Origin of the sequence: Pseudomonas sp. R3-56 (genome assembly GCF_051132075.1) — a bacterium.
Taxonomy (GTDB): domain Bacteria; phylum Pseudomonadota; class Gammaproteobacteria; order Pseudomonadales; family Pseudomonadaceae; genus Aquipseudomonas.
Window position 1 is genome coordinate 5,913,220 of record NZ_CP071657.1, and the last position, 16,970, is coordinate 5,930,189.

14 protein-coding genes are annotated in these 16,970 nt (G+C 61.9%); all 14 read right to left on the bottom strand.

Annotated elements, in window-relative coordinates:
- Positions 1–58 precede the first annotated feature (58 nt).
- A complete protein-coding gene (locus J3P96_RS26825; RefSeq protein ID WP_434602478.1) occupies positions 59–841 on the bottom strand; it encodes a MetQ/NlpA family ABC transporter substrate-binding protein in 783 nt (260 codons plus the stop codon).
- A gap of 277 nt (positions 842–1,118) precedes the next feature.
- The gene (locus tag J3P96_RS26830; protein ID WP_434654216.1) at positions 1,119–2,054 is read right to left on the bottom strand and encodes a sigma 54-interacting transcriptional regulator; all 936 of its coding nucleotides are present in this window, start codon (positions 2,052–2,054) and stop codon (positions 1,119–1,121) included.
- A 47-nt stretch (positions 2,055–2,101) separates the two neighbouring features.
- Complete coding sequence (locus J3P96_RS26835; protein WP_434570425.1) at positions 2,102–2,683, bottom strand: alpha/beta hydrolase; 582 nt, start codon at positions 2,681–2,683, stop codon at positions 2,102–2,104.
- Positions 2,684–2,906: 223 nt separating this feature from the next.
- Positions 2,907–3,152, bottom strand: coding sequence for a DUF2789 domain-containing protein (locus J3P96_RS26840; protein ID WP_434602476.1), 246 nt, complete (start codon positions 3,150–3,152; stop codon positions 2,907–2,909).
- Positions 3,153–3,208: 56 nt separating this feature from the next.
- Positions 3,209–5,644, bottom strand: a complete 2,436-nt coding sequence (locus J3P96_RS26845) for an alpha/beta hydrolase (protein ID WP_434654219.1) — start codon at positions 5,642–5,644, stop codon at positions 3,209–3,211.
- 9 nt (positions 5,645–5,653) lie between these two features.
- On the bottom strand, positions 5,654–7,096 hold the full coding sequence (locus J3P96_RS26850) for a TIGR01777 family oxidoreductase (RefSeq protein WP_434654222.1): 1,443 nt from the start codon (positions 7,094–7,096) through the stop codon (positions 5,654–5,656).
- Complete coding sequence (locus J3P96_RS26855; RefSeq protein WP_434654225.1) at positions 7,089–7,577, bottom strand: cell division protein; 489 nt, start codon at positions 7,575–7,577, stop codon at positions 7,089–7,091. The genes J3P96_RS26850 and J3P96_RS26855 overlap by 8 nt, the downstream gene beginning before the upstream one ends.
- 320 nt (positions 7,578–7,897) lie before the next feature.
- The gene (locus tag J3P96_RS26860; RefSeq protein ID WP_434626610.1) at positions 7,898–8,764 is read right to left on the bottom strand and encodes an ABC transporter permease; all 867 of its coding nucleotides are present in this window, start codon (positions 8,762–8,764) and stop codon (positions 7,898–7,900) included.
- 12 nt (positions 8,765–8,776) lie between these two features.
- On the bottom strand, positions 8,777–9,637 hold the full coding sequence (locus tag J3P96_RS26865; RefSeq protein WP_434626611.1) for an ABC transporter ATP-binding protein: 861 nt from the start codon (positions 9,635–9,637) through the stop codon (positions 8,777–8,779).
- Between the two features lie 5 nt (positions 9,638–9,642).
- Positions 9,643–10,668 carry an ABC transporter substrate-binding protein gene (locus J3P96_RS26870; RefSeq protein WP_434654228.1) on the bottom strand — a complete coding sequence of 342 codons (1,026 nt, stop codon included), beginning with the start codon at positions 10,666–10,668 and terminating at the stop codon, positions 9,643–9,645.
- Between the two features lie 37 nt (positions 10,669–10,705).
- Complete coding sequence (locus J3P96_RS26875; RefSeq protein WP_434654231.1) at positions 10,706–11,608, bottom strand: TauD/TfdA dioxygenase family protein; 903 nt, start codon at positions 11,606–11,608, stop codon at positions 10,706–10,708.
- Positions 11,609–11,956: 348 nt separating this feature from the next.
- Positions 11,957–13,324, bottom strand: a complete 1,368-nt coding sequence (locus tag J3P96_RS26880; RefSeq protein ID WP_434602468.1) for an HlyD family type I secretion periplasmic adaptor subunit — start codon at positions 13,322–13,324, stop codon at positions 11,957–11,959.
- Entirely contained in the window at positions 13,314–15,470 is a 2,157-nt protein-coding gene (locus J3P96_RS26885; RefSeq protein WP_305497596.1) for a type I secretion system permease/ATPase, read from the bottom strand. The genes J3P96_RS26880 and J3P96_RS26885 overlap by 11 nt, the downstream gene beginning before the upstream one ends.
- Before the next feature lie 36 nt (positions 15,471–15,506).
- The gene (locus tag J3P96_RS26890) at positions 15,507–16,856 is read right to left on the bottom strand and encodes a TolC family outer membrane protein (RefSeq protein WP_434654233.1); all 1,350 of its coding nucleotides are present in this window, start codon (positions 16,854–16,856) and stop codon (positions 15,507–15,509) included.
- Between the last annotated feature and the right edge of the window lie 114 nt (positions 16,857–16,970).

Consider the following 16,970-nt stretch of genomic DNA (forward strand, 5'->3'; position numbering starts at 1 on the left):
ACGCCGACGCTGTATCAGCCGTCGGCGTTTGTAACTGCGTTAAGGTCTACCGCGCCAATCAGAACGCCGGCAGTACCGCGCCGCTGTATTTCTTCTCGATGAATGCCTTCACTTCCGGGCTGGTCAGCGCCTTGGCCAGTTTCTGGATGGCCGCGCTGTCCTTGTTGTCCGGACGGGCCACCAGGAAGTTCACGTAAGGCGAATCCGAACCTTCGATCACCAAGGCATCCTTGGCCGGGTTGAGACCTGCTTCCAGGGCGTAGTTGGTGTTGATCATGTCCAGGTCGACCTGATCCAGCACACGCGGCAGCATGGCCGATTCCAGTTCCTTGAACTTGAAATTCTTCGGGTTCTCGGCGATGTCTTTCGGCGTTGCCAGGGCGTTTTTCGGGTCCTTGAGTTTGATCAGGCCAGCCTTCTGCAACAGGATCAGGGCACGACCGCTGTTACTGCCTTCGTTAGGGATGGCGATGGTCGCGCCGTCTTTCAGCTCAGCCAGGCTTTTTACTTTTTTCGAGTAGCCGCCAAACGGTTCGACGTGGACGCCGATCACCGTCACCAGGTTAGTGCCTTTGCCTTCGTTGAAGCTCTTGAGGTAAGGCAGGGTCTGGAAGTAGTTGGCGTCAAGGCGCTTCTGGTCAACCTGTACGTTGGGTTGGACATAGTCGGTGAACACCTTGATTTCCAGGTCCACGCCTTCTTTGGCCAGGGCCGGCTTGATCAGCTCGAGGATTTCAGCGTGGGGTACCGGTGTGGCAGCCACGACCAGTTTTTCCGCCGCCTGGGCCAGGCCCGAGGTCAGGGCTGCCGCCAATGCGGTGAACAACAGAACCTTTTTCATGCAGTGTCCTTATCGAATATCACTGTCGTCATGGACGACGGCCAAATGTGGATGTGCCAGCGAAGTGCTATCGCTGGCGTGATGCGGAAGATACCGATATTTTTTATGCCTTAACAATATCTTTTATTCAAGTTCATATTCATTTTGCTCATATAAGGAAACCGCTCTTGTGGTGAGGGAGCTTGCTCCCGCTCGGTTGCGCAGCCATCGCAAAAATCGGGGTCCGCTACGCGGCCCAGCGGGAGCAAGCTCCCTCGCCACAAATGGATATCCTGATCTATAGCGTTTGGTCCAGTCGATTGAGCAGCGCCTTGAGGGCGGTGCGCTCAGCTTGCGAGCCCTGTGCAATAACCTGCTCCACCTGCCGTTCGACCAGTTCCAAGGCCGAAAGCTGGAACGGCAAATTCAGATGCTCCGGCAAAATCTCATCGCCGGCACTCACCAGCAATGCAAAATGAACAACGTTCTCCAACTCGCGGGTGTTGCCCGGCCAGCTGTGGCGTTCAAGCGCCCGTTGCGCCGCTTCACTGATCAGCGGCACGGCCAGGCCAAGGCGCTGGCTGTAGATGCCCAGGAAGTATTCGGCCAGGGACAGGACATCGCCCACTCTCTCGCGCAAGGCGGGTAACTCCAGTTGTCCCTCGCTCAGGTAGTGATAAAGCCGGTCATGAAATTTTCCAGCGGCCACCGCTTGCGCCAGATCGATGCTGGTGGCCGCCACCAGGCGCACGTCCACCGGGCTCGGTTGTTGGGCGCCAACACGCGTGACCTCATGATTCTCCAGCGCTGCCAGCAACTTGATCTGGATCGGCAGCGGCAGGTCTCCGATCTCATCCAGGTAGAGCGTGCCGCCGTTGGCCGAGCCGAACCACCCGGCCCGGCTGCTGGCCGAACCGCTATAACTGCCGGCGGAATAACCGAACAATTCGGCGTCGGCATAGGTCGGGCTGATAGCGCCGCAATTGACCGAAACAAACAGCCCACCGCGATTGCTCTCGCGATGGATATGCCGGGCCAGCAGCTCCTTGCCGGTGCCGGTTTCGCCGCGAATCAGCACCGAAATCGCCCGTGGCGCCAGTTGTTCCAGCTCCTGGCGCAACTGTCGCGAACGCGGGTCGACGAACACCAGTGCCTTGGCACGGATGCTCAGGGGGCTTTTTTCCGAGCCGGGAAAGGTCAGCAAGGGCTGACCGAAGGTTTCATGCAGGCTCATGGCAGGCTCCCGCCCCAAACCGCCGGCGAGACGGAGGGCATTAAAATTCAGGCGCGACGCAGGGCGTGATGCTCCATGCGGTTTTGCAAACGATAGAGATAAGCGAAACCCTGCTCCCAGCGCTGGTGGCCGGACTTCACATTGATGTGCCCCGCCCCGGCCAGGATCCCGGCCTCGGCCCCCCAACTCCGCGCCAGCTCCATGGCGCGCGCGGCACTGACCGCCGCGTCGTTGTCGGAACTGACCACTTGGCTGGGAAACGGCAACAGGTCCGTGGGAATCGGCGCGAAGTTGCGTAGCGCCGGGGCACAGGCGGGGCGCTCGACATCCGCCGGCGCCACCAGCAACGCGCCACGCACCTGCCGCAGGAATGGCACCGGCGCGGTGGCGGCCCAATGGGCCACCGTGATGCAACCCAGGCTATGGGCGATCAGGATCACCGGTGTGCTGTCGCTGGCGATGGCTTCGGCCAGCGCGGCGACCCAGTCTTCACGCCGTGGCGTCAGCCAGTCAGCCTGCTCGACCCGGGCACTGTTGGGCAGACTGTTCTGCCAGTGGGTTTGCCAATGATTTTCCGGCGATCCTTGCCAGCCCGGCACAATCAGGTAGCGAATCGATTCGTTGCGCATGGGTGCTCTCCTGCGTGTCTGTTCCCGGACGAGTATAAGGAGGAGAGTTATATTATTTAAGGAATAAGAAGCTATTTGGTAATACTAAAATCGAATAAAACGATTATCTCAGTGGGAGCGAGCCTGCTCGCGAATAGGACCATCAATCAACATAGATGCGGCAGACTGCCGCTTTCGCGAGCAGGCTCGCTCCCACAGTTCGCCACAGTTTTTTTACCGCGAGTCACTCGCTCCGTCCCTTGCGCAACAGCACGTCGAGTTGATCTACCACCACCGCCCAGTCGGCATCTTCAAGGATTTCGTCGCGCAGCAACTGCCGCTGGCCCTCGCTCCAGAAGAACGCATCGGACAGGTGCAGCTCGGGCTTGAGCGGCGAGTGGCTAGCGATGAACTGATCGATGCTGACGGCGTCGTCGGGCAGACCGAGTTGTTTGAATAACGCGGGCAGCGTATGGACTGGGGATTCCATGCGGGACTCCTGAGCATGAACGGATGGCTGGCTGATGTTCCCCAGTCTAGACCCTCCTACTCCACCAGCCTCAACTCCCCATCGCAATACACCACCTCACGCCCCAACCATCCCACGTCTACTTGAGGCAGTACCGCCGAAGGTTTGCGCAGTTCACGCAGCAACGTCGAGCCATGGGACAGGCGGCCGCCCATGCGCGCGATCACGGCGCGGGCGCCTTGATAGTGAGCGTGGCGGCCAGGGTCCAGGGTGTCTTCCAACAGGATGTCCTCGCCGAGGATGCCCTGGGCCTGGCCCGGGTAGATCAGGAATCCGCTCGCCTGCTCGGTGCCTTCACGACCGTCCTGCCAGAAGCTGCCGTCGCGGCTGCGGATGTCCCGGTGCGGCGCGAACCAACGCTCGCGGTCGGCGCTCGGCATGGCGTGGTGCAGGCGGAAAAAGATCCGCATCAGGTTGTCGCGATACCATTCGCGCACCTGCAAGTAGTAGCCGCGCAGCCCTGGCAGGCCGGCGCCATGGGCCAGGCGAATCGCCAACGGCCATTGCGGGAAGGGTTGCAATGCCAGCTCCGTTGGCGCCGGACGTGGCGTGGCCGGATCGGTTTCCCAGGGCAAGCGATGAGGGCTGTGTTCGAGATTGTCATAGGCGGTCGGCGGTCGTCCCAGCCAGTCGCCGCCACTGCTGGCCAAGGCGCTGGCGATGCACAGGTTGCCCTGCACCACGAACACGTAGAAGCGGGTAAACCAGTCGGCCAGTTGCTGGCCGTCAGCGCCTTGTCCGGTCAGTTCGTGCAGCTCTCGGTCGAAACGGCGCAAACCGTTTTCCAAGGTAAGCAGATGCCCGCGAGCGATACGCTGCATGCGCAAAAACAACGGCAGCGACCGCAGCAGGCGCAGCGGCCGCCAAGGCAGGTGCGGCGTTGCCCCACCGACCTCGCCGGCATAGCTGCTGGCGCTGATGCCCCAGTCGGCCAGCCGGGCGAGAAACAGGTCGTTGTTGATATACGAGGCGCCACCAAACACCGCGGTGAAAGGCTCGTTGTCCTGCAACACCCGTGAATCCCAACGCGCCATGATCGCCGGAATACTTGCCGCCGCGCGACGCTGGGCGTACTCCACCAGAACGCTGGGTTGTGGCGGCAGGATCTCGGCGATGTTGGCGGCGGTCAGGTGACGGCGCCAGCCGTAGTCGCTGATCGGCCGGTATTGCAGCAACCAGAGTTGCGTGCCGTCCCAGGCCCATTCGACATCACCGGGCACGTAGTGGAAGACCCGCAGCACGCCCTGGAGAAACTGCCACAGCGCTTCGGCGGTCAGGCCAAGGGCCGGCGTGAATGTGCCGCTGTTCCAAGACTCGCCGAGACGGGAAATGATCGCTCGCTCAGGGCTCACCTTGCCATCGGCCAACGACTCAAGATGGCCGTCGACCCATTCCAGCTCAACCGAAAGGTGACGCACAAAGGCGATCCCGGACAGCCGTGGGGTGATGAAACGCTGCACCACCACTTCCTCGACACCCGCCGCGCTCAGCTCGGCAATGCGTGTCGGCACATTGTGTGTCGGCTCGCGCAAGTAGGTGGTGCTCAAGCCCGCATTGGCCGCATCGGCCTGATCCTCCCCGTAACTGGAGGAACGCACGGCCCAGGCAGCATCCGGCTGGCTGCTCAAAAATCCTGGCAAGCGTGGATCATGACAATCGTTGAGTGACAGTGCCGCTGGCACCGGCTGCCCGGCCAGCTCCGCCAGGCGCAAGCGGCCGCCTTTGGTGTGCGCGACGAACCCGCGCTCACCGGACTCCAGCCAGGCGGCGAATTCAGCCGGTGAGTCGATCCACGGGTAGTGGCCCCAACCGGGCTTCAAGCTGATGGTCAAGTCGGCGCGGGCGAGAATGGCTGACCATGCCGCTGCCTGGGCGATGCCGAGCATCTTGTCCTGATCGCCCCATACCAGTTCGACCGGGTCACTGATCCACTCCAGCAACGGCAACGCGGTGTCGGCGCGGACCAGATCCCAATGCGGCACAAAGGCCCGGCAGCGGGCATAGCCGGCACCCATGCGCTGGTACTGCGCGGGCGTCCATTGCTGGCGGGAGAACTTGTGGGCGAACAGCCTTGGCTTGTTCGCCAGCAGCCAGTGAATGGTCTTGCGAATCGGCAGCGGCGACATCAGCGCCGGCAATCGTCGCTGCCACAAGAACGCACCCACCGGCGCCAGCAAAACGCTGCGGCAAAAGTGTCCGGGCCGGCGTTGCAAGGCGTGCAGCACCAGCAAGGCGTTCACCCCGACCGCCATGATCGCGCTGCCCTTTACCGTTGCCGCGAGCAACGCCTGTGCGTAGGCCGCCAGGTCTTCACAAGGAGCCTGAGGGTTGTCGCCGAAACCGGGCAGCTCCAGCGGCACCACGTCGTAGCGTTTGAAGTGCGGCAACGCGTCGTCCCACCAATCGGCAGCGCTACCGTTGCCGGCCAGCAGGTACATCCTCGGCTTGCTCATGGACAGTCCTCAGGCCAGGTCGCGCAGGGCAGCGTCGAGTGTGGGGTAACGGAACGTATAACCGGCCTGAACGAGACGATCGGGCACCACGCGCTGGCCGTCGAAAAACAGCTGGGCCATCTCGCCAGCCAGGGCGCGCACCGGCGCGGCCGGGATGTGGAACCACACCGGGCGCTTGAGCGCCTGGCCGACACGTTCGGCGAACAAAGCCTGACTGACCGTTTCCGGCGCTACCAGGTTGTAGGTGCCGCTCAGGCTTTCGTCCTCGAAGGCACGGGCGATCACCTGGATCACGTCGTCGCGGTGCACCCAACTCATGATTTGCCGACCATCGCCCATCCGTCCACCGAACCCCAGGCGAAACGGAATCAGCAACGGCAGCAACGCACCGCCCGGACCGAACACCACGCCCAGGCGCATCACCACCTGTCGCACGCCCAACTCGGTTGCGGGCCGCGCAGAGGCTTCCCAACGCGAACAGAGTTCGGCCATGAAACCATCGCCCTGGCTGGCGCTTTCATCGAGGCTTTCGCTGGCGTCGCGCACGCCATAAAAACCGATGGCCGACGCTTGAATCCACAACGCCGGTTTGTGCCGGGCGTTCTTCAACCATGTCATCAAGGCTTCGGTGGTATCGACCCGGCTGGCGATGAGTTGCGCCTGGCGCCTCGGGCTCCAGCGCGGCCCGGCCACCGGCGCGCCCGCCAGGTTGATCAGTACATCGAAGGTTTCGTCATGGCCCAGCTTGCCCAGCGAACGCACGCAGCGGGCGCGGCCGTCAAACAGATAGGCCGCCCTCAATGGATCGCGGGCCAACACGCTGACCGTGTGCCCGGCATCGAGCAACTGATTGACCAGGGTCTCGCCGATAAACCCGGTGCCTCCCGTGACCAGCACGCGCTTGTAGGCACCACCGGCAAATGGGTTACCCGGCTTGCCCTGGCGCTGCATGCGCAAGGCGGCCAAGCCGTCGCGAATGCCCGAGGCGGTGACGCCGATGGCAAACAACGTCAGCAGCCAGCCGCGCCAGCCCAGGTCGATCGTGCTCAGGCCGGTCGGCAGACTCGCCCACTGCGCCAGTTGCACGCCGTACAGCGCGAAGAAGGCCCCACCGTTGACCGCCAGCACGGTGTGCATGATGCGCTCGATGGGCGGCAGTTTGCGGCTACGGTCCTCGACCACGAAGTCCCACAGCGTCAGACCGATCTCCAGGGCGAACAGCAGCGCGATGACGATCGCCCATGTCCCTTCGAAGGCCAGATGCGCGATACCCAGGAACAGGATCCCGTAGAAACACGAGCGCAGGGAATGGATGGAGAGTTCCAGCCGCGCACTGTGGCGATAGGGCAAGGCGACAGTGAGTTCGTGGTGATACAGGGTATCCAGCGCACCGAGGATGGCCTGGGCAATCAGCAGGGCAATGGCCCAGTCCAGCGGCGAAAAATCAGGCATGGTTCGACTCACTCGATGTGTTGTCGGTCGGGGCGGTGCGGCGATCATGGCGATAAAGCCAGAACAGCGGCGGCAGTAAAACAAGTAATGCAAAGCTGTCGAACCACAGGTGCGACCAGACCCGCGCCTGGGCGGAAACCAGCATATCCTGAGGCGCCCAGAGCAGAATGCCGACGATCAGCCAGCCCCAGGGCATGGCACTTTTCAGGCGATCGCCGAGATGGACCAGGGCGAGCATGTATAACGCATAGCTTTGCAACGTGGCGCCGAACAGCGCCAGCCACCAGACTTGTTGCGTGCGGACGGTAACCGGCACGATGTCCGCCCCCCAGAACGCCTGCTCGATGGTGTTCAGGTAATCATCGAGCAAGCCGGAGTGACCGGCCCAGGTCAGCGTAAGACCGGCGAGCAGATGCATCAGGGCCGCAGCGTACAGCCAAACGACCAGGGCTTTGCGAAGGGGGCTGGGAGGGACTGGCATTCCGTGTCCTGAAGGCTTGCTTGGAGGCGGCAAGTCTAATGGAAAAGGAAGGGGCTTTACTTGGCTAACAAGCCGGGCAGCGATAAATAAAATCCACTGCCTGGAGTCAGTTGGCGGGGAAATGGAACGGCTGGAATTCAAGCGTCAGGTTGAAAGGCCTGTGGTGAATTGAAGACCGCCTTCGCGAGCAGGCTCGCTCCCACAGGGTTTTGTGTCGAACTCAAATATATGATCAACACCGTCCAACCTGTGGGAGCGAGCTTGCTCGCGATGGCGTCAGCCCAGCCCCCCCCCCCTCGCCACGGATGCTCATGAATGGCTTACCTTTGCATCCCCCAACGCTTCACCGTCACCCGTTCCAGGCTGTCGAATACCAGGTTCTCTACCAGCAGCCCGATGAGGATCACCACCGCCAGCCCTGCAAAGACTTTATCGGTGTACAGCTCGTTGCGGTTCTGGAAGATGTACCAGCCCAGGCCGCCCTTGCCGCTGGTGGCGCCGAATACCAGTTCGGCGGCGATCAGGGTGCGCCAGGCGAAGGCCCAGCCGATTTTCAGCCCGGCGAGGATCGACGGCAGCGCCGCCGGAATCAAGATGAACAGCACAAAGCGCAGGCCCTTGAGCCCGTAGTTGCGCCCGGCCATGCGCAGCGTTTCCGATACGCCGAGAAACCCCGCATACATATTCAACGCCAGCGCCCACAGCACCGAATGCACCAGCACGAAGATCAGGCTGTTCTGCCCCAAGCCGAACCACAACAGCGCCAACGGCAACAGCGCGATGGCCGGCAACGGGTTGAACATCGACGTCAGGGTGCTGAGCAGGTCACGCCCCAACTGCGTCGACACCGCCAGGGTGGTCAAGCCAAACGCCAGGACGATGCCGAGCAAATAACCCTTGAGCAGCACCACCAGGGAAATCCACACCTTGCCCAGCAACTCGCCACTGAGCAAACCGTCATACAGCGCGCTGGCAGTCTGCAAAAAGCTCGGCAGCAACAGGTCGTTGTTCTGGTAACGCGCCACGCCCTCCCACACCAGCGCCAGCACCAACAGGATCAAACATTTACGCAACCAACCCTGCTGCCAAAGGCGCTGGCCCAGGGGCAATTCCCGCTCCAGTGGTACGTGGGTCAGCGGTTGCAGATCGACTTCGTATTCTTCGCGCGCAGGCGATAACTGGCTCATGAAAGGCTCCCCTCAGTACGCGATACGAATGTCGGCAAAACCCAGCTCGCGTTCAGCATCCGGCGACTGGCCTTGTTCGAACAGCAGCGAATGAATCCGCCGCGCCGTGTGCTGGAACCCGACGCCGCCAAGGCTGTGCAGATCATATTGATGGCTGTGGATTTCCGCCCGGACCCGCCCCGGATGCGGTGACAGCAGCAGAATGCGATTGCCCACCACCAGCGCTTCCTCGATGGAATGGGTAACGAACAACAGCGTGAAGCGCACCTCCTCCCAGAGCAGCAGCAATTCCTCTTGCATCTTGCGGCGGGTCAGCGCATCCAGCGCCGCAAAGGGCTCGTCCATCAGCAGGATCTTCGGTTGCATCGCCAGCGCCCGGGCAATCGCGACGCGTGCCTTCATCCCACCAGACAAGGTATGCGGATAAGCATCGGCAAACGCTGCCAACCCGACTTTATCGAGGTAGTGCAGCGCCCGCTCCTCGGCCTCGCGACGTTTGAGCGTGCCCGACGCCAGCAGCGCGAACATCACGTTCTGCTTGACGGTTTTCCACGGCGGCAGTTGATCGAACTCCTGGAACACCACAATCCGGTCCGGCCCCGGCGCGTTGACGGCTTGGCCTTGCAGACGAATCTCGCCTTCGCACGGCGATATGAAACCACCAATGGCCTTGAGCAACGTGGACTTGCCGCATCCGGACGGGCCGAGCAATACAAAGCGGTCCGCCGGATCGACTTCGAAACTCACCTGATGGGTGGCCCGCACCACTCTTTGCGGGGTGCGGTATTCCAGGCTGACGTTATCCACCGACAACAGCGCGGTGTCGGTGCGGGTGGCGTTGCTGGCCGCGTGGCCTGGCAATGGCGCGTTCATGACAATCAGCTCCCCTGCAGCGGTTTGGCGTCCTGGAAGAAGTAGTCTTCCCAGGAGGCCGGCTTGTTCTTGATGGCGCCGACGCGGTAGAGGAATTCGGCGAGCGGGTAGGTGTTTTTTGGCGTGACGGTAAATTCGATCTGCGGGTTTTCGATGATCTTCAGCAGAGTCGCCCGGTCGATCTTGGCCTTGGTCACGCGCAGGTAGGTGTCCGCCGCCGCGCCTTTGTCTTTCTGAGCAAACTCGGCCGCTTCGGTCAGCGCTTCGACGAAGGCCTTGTAGGTTTTTGGGTTTTCATCGCGAAATTTCTCGGTAGCGAACAGCACCGTGGGCGAATTTGGCCCGAGCACGTCATAGGAATTGAGCACCACATGCACGTTGGGGTTTTGCAGGGCCTGGTCCTGGAACGGCGGGTTGGAAAAGTGCCCGCTCAACTCGGTGCCGCCGGCAATCAACGCGGCCGTGGCGTCCGGGTGCGGGACGGCCAGGGTGTACTTGTCGAGGCGATAGAAGTCCTTGTCGCCCCACTGCTTCGCGGCGGCGTACTGCAGGAAACGTGACTGCACCGACACGCCCACCGCCGGCACCGCGATGCGGTCCTTCTCGGTGAAGTCGGCGATGGTCTTGACGTTCGGGTTGTTGCTCAACAGGTAATAGGGAAAGTTGCCGAGGGAGGCCACGGCCTTGACGTTCTGCTTGCCACGGGTGCGGTCCCAGACCGTCAGCAACGGCCCGACACCCGCCCCGGCAATATCGATGGAGCCCGACAGCAACGCATCGTTGACCGCCGCACCGCCGGACAGCTGGGTCCAGTCGACCTTGATGTCGATGCCCTCCTCCTTGCCGTGTTTCTCGATCAATTGCTGGTCGCGGACCACGTTCAGCAGCAGGTAGACGATGCCGAACTGCTCGGCGATGCGAATCTCGCCCTCGGCCTGGGCGCTGGCCGGCGCGACCAGGCTGCCGGCCAGCAAGCTGAACCCCAGGCCGATAGCCGCAGCCAGCGGTGCAAAAGCGATGCGTTTGGACATGGTGTTTCTCCGGGCTCTTTGCACGCTGCGCAGCCGATCAGAAAGGGGCGTCGCCCTGGATAGTGGTGCGATACAGCTTGCGGCGCAGATGGCCAGGGCAACCGGCGGCGAGGTGGATCAGCGAGCGGTTGTCCCAGAACACCAGGTCGTGGGGCTGCCATTGATGGCGATAGATGTTCTGGGGCAGCACGCTGTAGGCATACAGCTCGGCCAGGATGGCTTTGCTTTCATCCTCCGGCAGGCCGACGATGCGGGTGGTGAAGCCTTCGCTGACGAACAGCGCCTGGTGCCCGGTTTCCGGGTGGGTGCGGACGATCGGATGCACGACTTCGGCGACCTGGGCCAACTGTTCAGGCGTCAGCGTCGGGCGCCAGTTGCCTTCGAATTTGGTCTCGCTGTAACGCGCGGTGTAGGAATGCGCCGCCGAACGGCCCTCGATCGCTTTACGCAGTGTTTCGGGCAAACCGTCCCAGGCCTTGTGCATGTCGGCGAACAGCGTGTCGCCGCCCTCGCTCGGCAGCTCCTGGGCGTGGAGCATCGAGCCGAGGCTCGGCAGTTCCTTATAGGAAAGGTCCGAATGCCAGAACTTGCCGGCGTCCCCCAGACCGATGGACTGGCCGTTCTCGATGATGTTGGAGACGATGAGAATTTCCGGATGCCCGGCCAGCAGAAATTGCTTGAGCACATGGATTTGCAGCACGCCAAAACGGCGGCTGAAAGCGATGTGCTGCTCGGGTGTGATGCGCTGTTCGCGGAACACCACGACGTGATAGTCCAGGTGCGCGCGGTGGATGCGCGCGAAATCCTGATGGTTGATCGGCCGCGACAGGTCCAGCCCGACGATCTCGGCACCTACGGCACCGCTGAATGGGCGTACTTCGAATGATTGCGGCGCGATGTTCGCGGCATTTGAGTCTGGAGAAAAAGAGACGGCTGGCATACATCACTCCCACGCACGGCGCGCTTGAATGGGCGCGCGGTCGATCAAAAACTCACGGGGTCACCGTGTCGGTTTGTGTCGTGCGGCGCGCCGATTGGTCGGCAGGTACGCAGGGGGATGACTTTAAGGGTATAAGAAGGTTAATTTAAATACTGAAAATGCATAACCATATGGCAGAAGCTGTGGGGGCAACACGGTCGTGTGGCGAGGGAGCTTGCTCCCGCTGGCCTGCGAAGCAGGCCCCGGCATTCTTTCAGGCTGACCGTCTTGCCTGGTTTTACGACTGCTTCGCAGCCGAGCGGGAGCAAGCTCCCTCGCCACAAACGCTACGAGCACTGAGTCCAGGGCTTACCGCTCATGCAACGCCTCGGCCCGGGCCTTGATGATGGGCTTGAGCAGGTAGCTCAGCACGGTCTTCTTGCCGGTGATGATATCCACCGACGCCACCATCCCGGGGATGATCAGCAAGGGCTTTTCAGGCGTGCCCAGGTGGCTGCGTTCGGTGCGCAACTTGATGATGTAGTACGTGGTTTTCTTGTCTTCATCAGTGATGGTGTCGGCGCCGATCTGTTCCAGCTTGGCTTTCATCCCACCGTAGATGGTGTAGTCGTAGGCGGTGAATTTCACCGTGGCGTCCTGGCCGGGGTGCAGGAAGGCGATGTCCTGGGGACGGATCTTCGCCTCCACCAGAATGGTGTCGTCCAGCGGCACGATTTCCACCAGGTCGCTACCGGGCTGGATTACCCCGCCGATGGTGTTGACCAGCAGTTTGTTGACGATGCCGCGCACCGGCGATGTCACCAGGGTACGGCTCACCCGGTCCTCCAGGGCCTTGCCGGTGGCTTGAGCCTTATTCAGGTCGGTGCGCGCCTCATTGAGCTGGGTCAGTGCCTCGCTGCGGAACTTGCCGCGAGTCTCGTCGATCTTGCGCTGCACTTCCTTGATCGCCGACTCGGCGCGAGGAATCGCCAGCGTCGTCGCGTCCAGTTGCCCACGGGTCTCGACCTCGGCGCGCTTGAGCCGCAGCACTTCCACCGGCGATACCGCGCCCTGGGCCACCAGCGGCTCGGACATGTTGATTTCCTGGCGTTGCAGCGCCAGGCCGGAGCGGTATTGCGACTGCTTGGAGACGAACTCGCGCAATTCCTGCTGACGCTGGATCAACTGCTCCTGCAAGCCGCCGATTTCATCGTGCAACTGCTGGCGGCGGCTGATGTACAGCGATTCTTCGCTGGCAGCCTGACCCGGTACGGCCTTGAGTACATCAGCCGGGAAATTCAGCGGTCGGTCATCGACCTCGGCACTCAGGCGCTCGACCCGCAACAGCATGGACAGGCGATCCGCCTCGGTTTCGCCGACGTTGGAGACAAACCGCGTGTCGTCCAGGCGAATCAACGACGCACCGGCGTCGACGATCTGCCCTTCCTTTACAAACAGTTCGGCGACGATACCGCCTTCCAGGTTCTGGATTTTCTGAATCTTGGACGAAGGAATCGCCTTGCCGTCGCCCTTGGTCACTTCGTCGATCTCGGCGAAGTTGGCCCACAGCCCCAGGAACACAAAAAAACCGATGATGCCCCAGATCGTCAGGCGCACCACGCGGGGGGCGTCCTCGATCAGCGCCTTGTTGACTTCGGGCAGCGGTTGGCCATGCAGCGAGTCGGAACCTTTGAAGTAACGGCCCACAGCGCCCTTGAAACCGGATTTAAGCAACACTGATCTGCCCCTTCTTCAACGCTTCCATGACGGCGGCTTTCGGGCCGTCGGCGAGAATCTGCCCGCGGTCGATCACCAGCAGGCGGTCCACCAGCGACAGCAAGGATGCCCGGTGCGTCACCAGCAACACGGTCTTGTTTTCCACCACGGCGGCGAGGCGTTGTTTCAAGCGCTCTTCACCGGTGTTGTCCATCGCGCTGGTAGGTTCGTCCAGGAGCAGGATCGGCGGGTTGAGCAGCAACGCGCGAGCCAGGGCGACGTTCTGGCGCTGGCCGCCGGACAGGTTCTGCCCGCGCTCACCGACTTGCAGTTCATAGCCTTGTGGATGCAGGCGGGCGAATTCGTGTACGCCTGCCAGCTCCGCGGCCTGAAGCACCAATTCATCCTCGACGTAGCGGGCACCTGAAGTGAGGTTGTCGCGCAGGGTTCCGGACAGCAGCTGGATGTCCTGGGGCACGTAGCCGATGTTGTAGCGCAGCTCGCTGACGTCGATCTGGCGAATGTCCACGCCATCCACCAGCAACGCGCCGTCATCCGGCTGGTAAAGCCCCACCAGCAATTTTGCCAGGGAGCTTTTGCCCGAGCCGCTACGGCCGATGATGCCGATTTTTTCGCCCGGCTTGATTACCAGGTTGATGTTCTTCAGGGCGGCGTTCTGCTGGTTCGGATAGGTGAAGTTCAACTGGCGGCATTCAATGGCGCCCTGCAGGACTTTGCGGCTGAGCGGGCGCTCGTCGAAATTGCGCTCCTGGGGCAGCTCCATCATCTGGTCGACGGAAGTCATCGTCACCCGCGCTTGCTGATAGCGGGTCAGCAGGCCCGACAACGAGGCCAACGGACTCAACGCGCGGCCGCTGAGCATGTAGCAGGCGATCAGCCCACCCATGCTCAGGTTGCCGGCGATGATCTGGTAGACGCCGAAGACGATCATGATCACCCCGGCCAGTTGCTGGATCAGCAAGGTGATGTTCATCGCCAGGCCGGACAGCATCTTCACACGCAGCTCGAGGCGACTGAGGGTGCCGATGGTCTGTTCCCACTGGTACTGCCGTTCGCTTTCAGCGTTGTTGACCTTCACCGCATCCAGGCCGGCGAGGGTTTCGATCAGGCTGGACTGGCGCTCGGCGCCCAGGGCCATGGTTCGTTCCATGGTCGCTACCAACGGCTTCTGCAAGGCATAACCAATCAGCAAGGCGATCGGGAACGCCAGCACCGGAATCCACACCAGGTGCCCGCCCAGGATCGCGATGACCATGAAGATCAACAGCGTGAACGGCAAGTCGATCAGGCTGGTCAGGGTCAGCGAGGCGAGGAAGTCCCGCAGGCTCTGGAACTCGTGGATGTTCTGGGCAAAGCTGCCGACCCGCGCCGGACGATATTTCATCGCCATGCCGACGATGCGCTCGAACAGCGTCGCAGAAATGATCAGGTCGGTTTTCTTGCCTGCCAGATCCAGGCACAGGCTGCGCAGCATCTTCAGGATCAAGTCGAAAATGTAGGCGCCGGTAATGCCGACCGCCAGTACCCACAGGGTTGATTCGGCCTGGTTCGGCACCACGCGGTCGTAGACGTTCATCACGAACAGCGGCGCGGCCATGGCGATGATATTGATCAGCAGGCTGGCCGCGATGGCATCGGCGTACAACCAGCGGGAGCGTTTGAGGGTGTCGCGAAACCAGGAACGCGCCCGTGGGATCAGCGTGCCGTGGTTGACGTCAAATTTATGCTGCGGCTGGGCGAAGAAAACCTTGCCACTGTAGTCATCGGCCAGCAGCTCGCGGCTGACGGTGACCTCTCCGCCATCGCTTTCGCTAAGCAGCAAGCGCGCCTGGTCGTCACCGGCCCAGCCCAGCAGCACGGCGCTGCGGCCTTCTTTGAGCAGCAGCAGAGCCGGCATGGCGATGGCCGGGATCTGTTCAAGCTTGCGTTGCAACACCCGGCCTTGCAGACCGGCACGGGCCGCCGCGCGCGACAATAAGTCGACGCTCAACCGTTGCTTGGGCAGCGGCAGGCCGGTGGTCAGCATCGCCGCGCTGGCAGGTTTCTGGTGCAGCATGCAGAGCGCCAGCAAACCATCCAGCAGCGGGTCATCGTGCAGCGTGCGCGGGTCGTGAACTAGTTCGACTGGACTGACTTCTGATTCCACGCTCGGCACTCTTTCGCTGAAAAACGGATGGATGGCTTAATTCATCCCAGGCAACTGGACCTTGGGTTTCACGTCGTTCTGCACAACGGATGCCAACGGCGCGACCACGCCTTGGCTTTTCAGCAACTGGCCCATGGTCGCCTTGATCCGGTACTGGCTGAACAGCTGCACGTTCTTGATTTCCGCCAGACGGCGGGAGGCGCTGAACAGCTCGTTTTCGCTGTCGAGCAAGTCGAGCAGGGTCCGCTCGCCGAGACTGAATTGCTTCTGGTAAGCGGTGCGCACGTTGGCACTGCGATCCACGTATTGCTGGGCGATCGGCACCTGGGCGTTGGCGTTGTTCAGGGCGTTCCAGGCCAGGCCCAGCTCTTCATTCAACTGGCGCAGCGCGTTGTTGCGGATATCCAGCGCCTGGTTGGACAGGTAGGACTTGGATTCCAGGTCGGCCTTGTTGCTGCCACCGGCGTACAGGTTGAAGCGCATGCGCAACATGGCCTGCCATTCGTTGTTGTGGCCGTTCTGGCCGTCCAGGTCGTTGTCGGCGGTGCGGCCCAGTTCCGCGTCGAAGCGAGGGTAGAAACTCGACTTGGCGGCCTCGTACTGCTTCTCGGCGGCGGCGATGTCGGCTTCGGCTGAACGCAGCACCGGGCTGTTTTCCAGCATCTGGGCACGGGCTTCGGTCAGGTTGGCCGGCAGCAACGCCAGAAAGTCGGCGGGACGCTCCAGTTGGTCAGGCAATTGTCCGACGGCGCTGAGGTAGTTGGTCTCGGCATCGGCCAGGTTGGTCTGCTCGGTGATCAGGTTGTTGCGGGCCTGGGCCATGCGCGCCTCGGCCTGGTCCAGGTCGGCGCCGCTGCCTACGCCCCGAGAAGTGCGCAGCTTGATTTGATCGAAGATGCGCTCGTGACTCTTGAGGTTTTCCTCGGCCAGGCGCACGAACTCACGACGGGTCAGTACGTCCAGGTACACCTGGGCGACGGTCAGCCCGGTACGCTCGGAGGCATCGAGCAAGGAATAGGCGCGGGCACTGACGTTGGCTTGTTGACGCCCGACTTCGCTGGACGTCGCAAAACCGTCAAAAACCATTTGCGACAGACGCAGGCTCGATTCGCTGCGGTTCAGGGTTTCCCAATGATTATTACTGCCCGAACGGGTCGTCACGCTGTCGGTGCCTTCACGGCCGTAACCGGCTGCGAGGTCCACTCTAGGCAGGTAGCCGCCCTTGGCCGCCTTCAACTGATAGTCCGCCGCCAGGCGGCTGTTCACGCCTGCCTGAATTTCCGGATGAACATCCAATGCTTGTTGCATGGCCTGCGGCAAGGTTTGTGCTTGTACGAAACTGGCGGCCAGGGCGAAGGGTAAAGCCTTGAACAGGTGCGAACGCATGGTTGGAAAATTCCCGAAACTCTTGTCTTGAATCACAGCGAAACGTGTCGCTGCATCGGATGATGGCAACCGGAATGACCGTATGTCGGAAAGTTCAGAACAGGGGCAGGAACA

Excerpts from the sequence above, each read along its gene's own strand:
- J3P96_RS26825 (WP_434602478.1), bottom strand. The coding sequence starts at position 841 with ATGAAAAAGGTTCTGTTGTTCACCGCATTGGCGGCAGCCCTGACCTCG.
- J3P96_RS26830 (WP_434654216.1), bottom strand. The coding sequence starts at position 2,054 with ATGAGCCTGCATGAAACCTTCGGTCAGCCCTTGCTGACCTTTCCCGGC.
- J3P96_RS26835 (WP_434570425.1), bottom strand. The coding sequence starts at position 2,683 with ATGCGCAACGAATCGATTCGCTACCTGATTGTGCCGGGCTGGCAAGGA.
- J3P96_RS26840 (WP_434602476.1), bottom strand. The coding sequence starts at position 3,152 with ATGGAATCCCCAGTCCATACGCTGCCCGCGTTATTCAAACAACTCGGT.
- J3P96_RS26845 (WP_434654219.1), bottom strand. The coding sequence starts at position 5,644 with ATGAGCAAGCCGAGGATGTACCTGCTGGCCGGCAACGGTAGCGCTGCC.
- J3P96_RS26850 (WP_434654222.1), bottom strand. The coding sequence starts at position 7,096 with ATGCCTGATTTTTCGCCGCTGGACTGGGCCATTGCCCTGCTGATTGCC.
- J3P96_RS26855 (WP_434654225.1), bottom strand. The coding sequence starts at position 7,577 with ATGCCAGTCCCTCCCAGCCCCCTTCGCAAAGCCCTGGTCGTTTGGCTG.
- J3P96_RS26860 (WP_434626610.1), bottom strand. The coding sequence starts at position 8,764 with ATGAGCCAGTTATCGCCTGCGCGCGAAGAATACGAAGTCGATCTGCAA.
- J3P96_RS26865 (WP_434626611.1), bottom strand. The coding sequence starts at position 9,637 with ATGAACGCGCCATTGCCAGGCCACGCGGCCAGCAACGCCACCCGCACC.
- J3P96_RS26870 (WP_434654228.1), bottom strand. The coding sequence starts at position 10,668 with ATGTCCAAACGCATCGCTTTTGCACCGCTGGCTGCGGCTATCGGCCTG.
- J3P96_RS26875 (WP_434654231.1), bottom strand. The coding sequence starts at position 11,608 with ATGCCAGCCGTCTCTTTTTCTCCAGACTCAAATGCCGCGAACATCGCG.
- J3P96_RS26890 (WP_434654233.1), bottom strand. The coding sequence starts at position 16,856 with ATGCGTTCGCACCTGTTCAAGGCTTTACCCTTCGCCCTGGCCGCCAGT.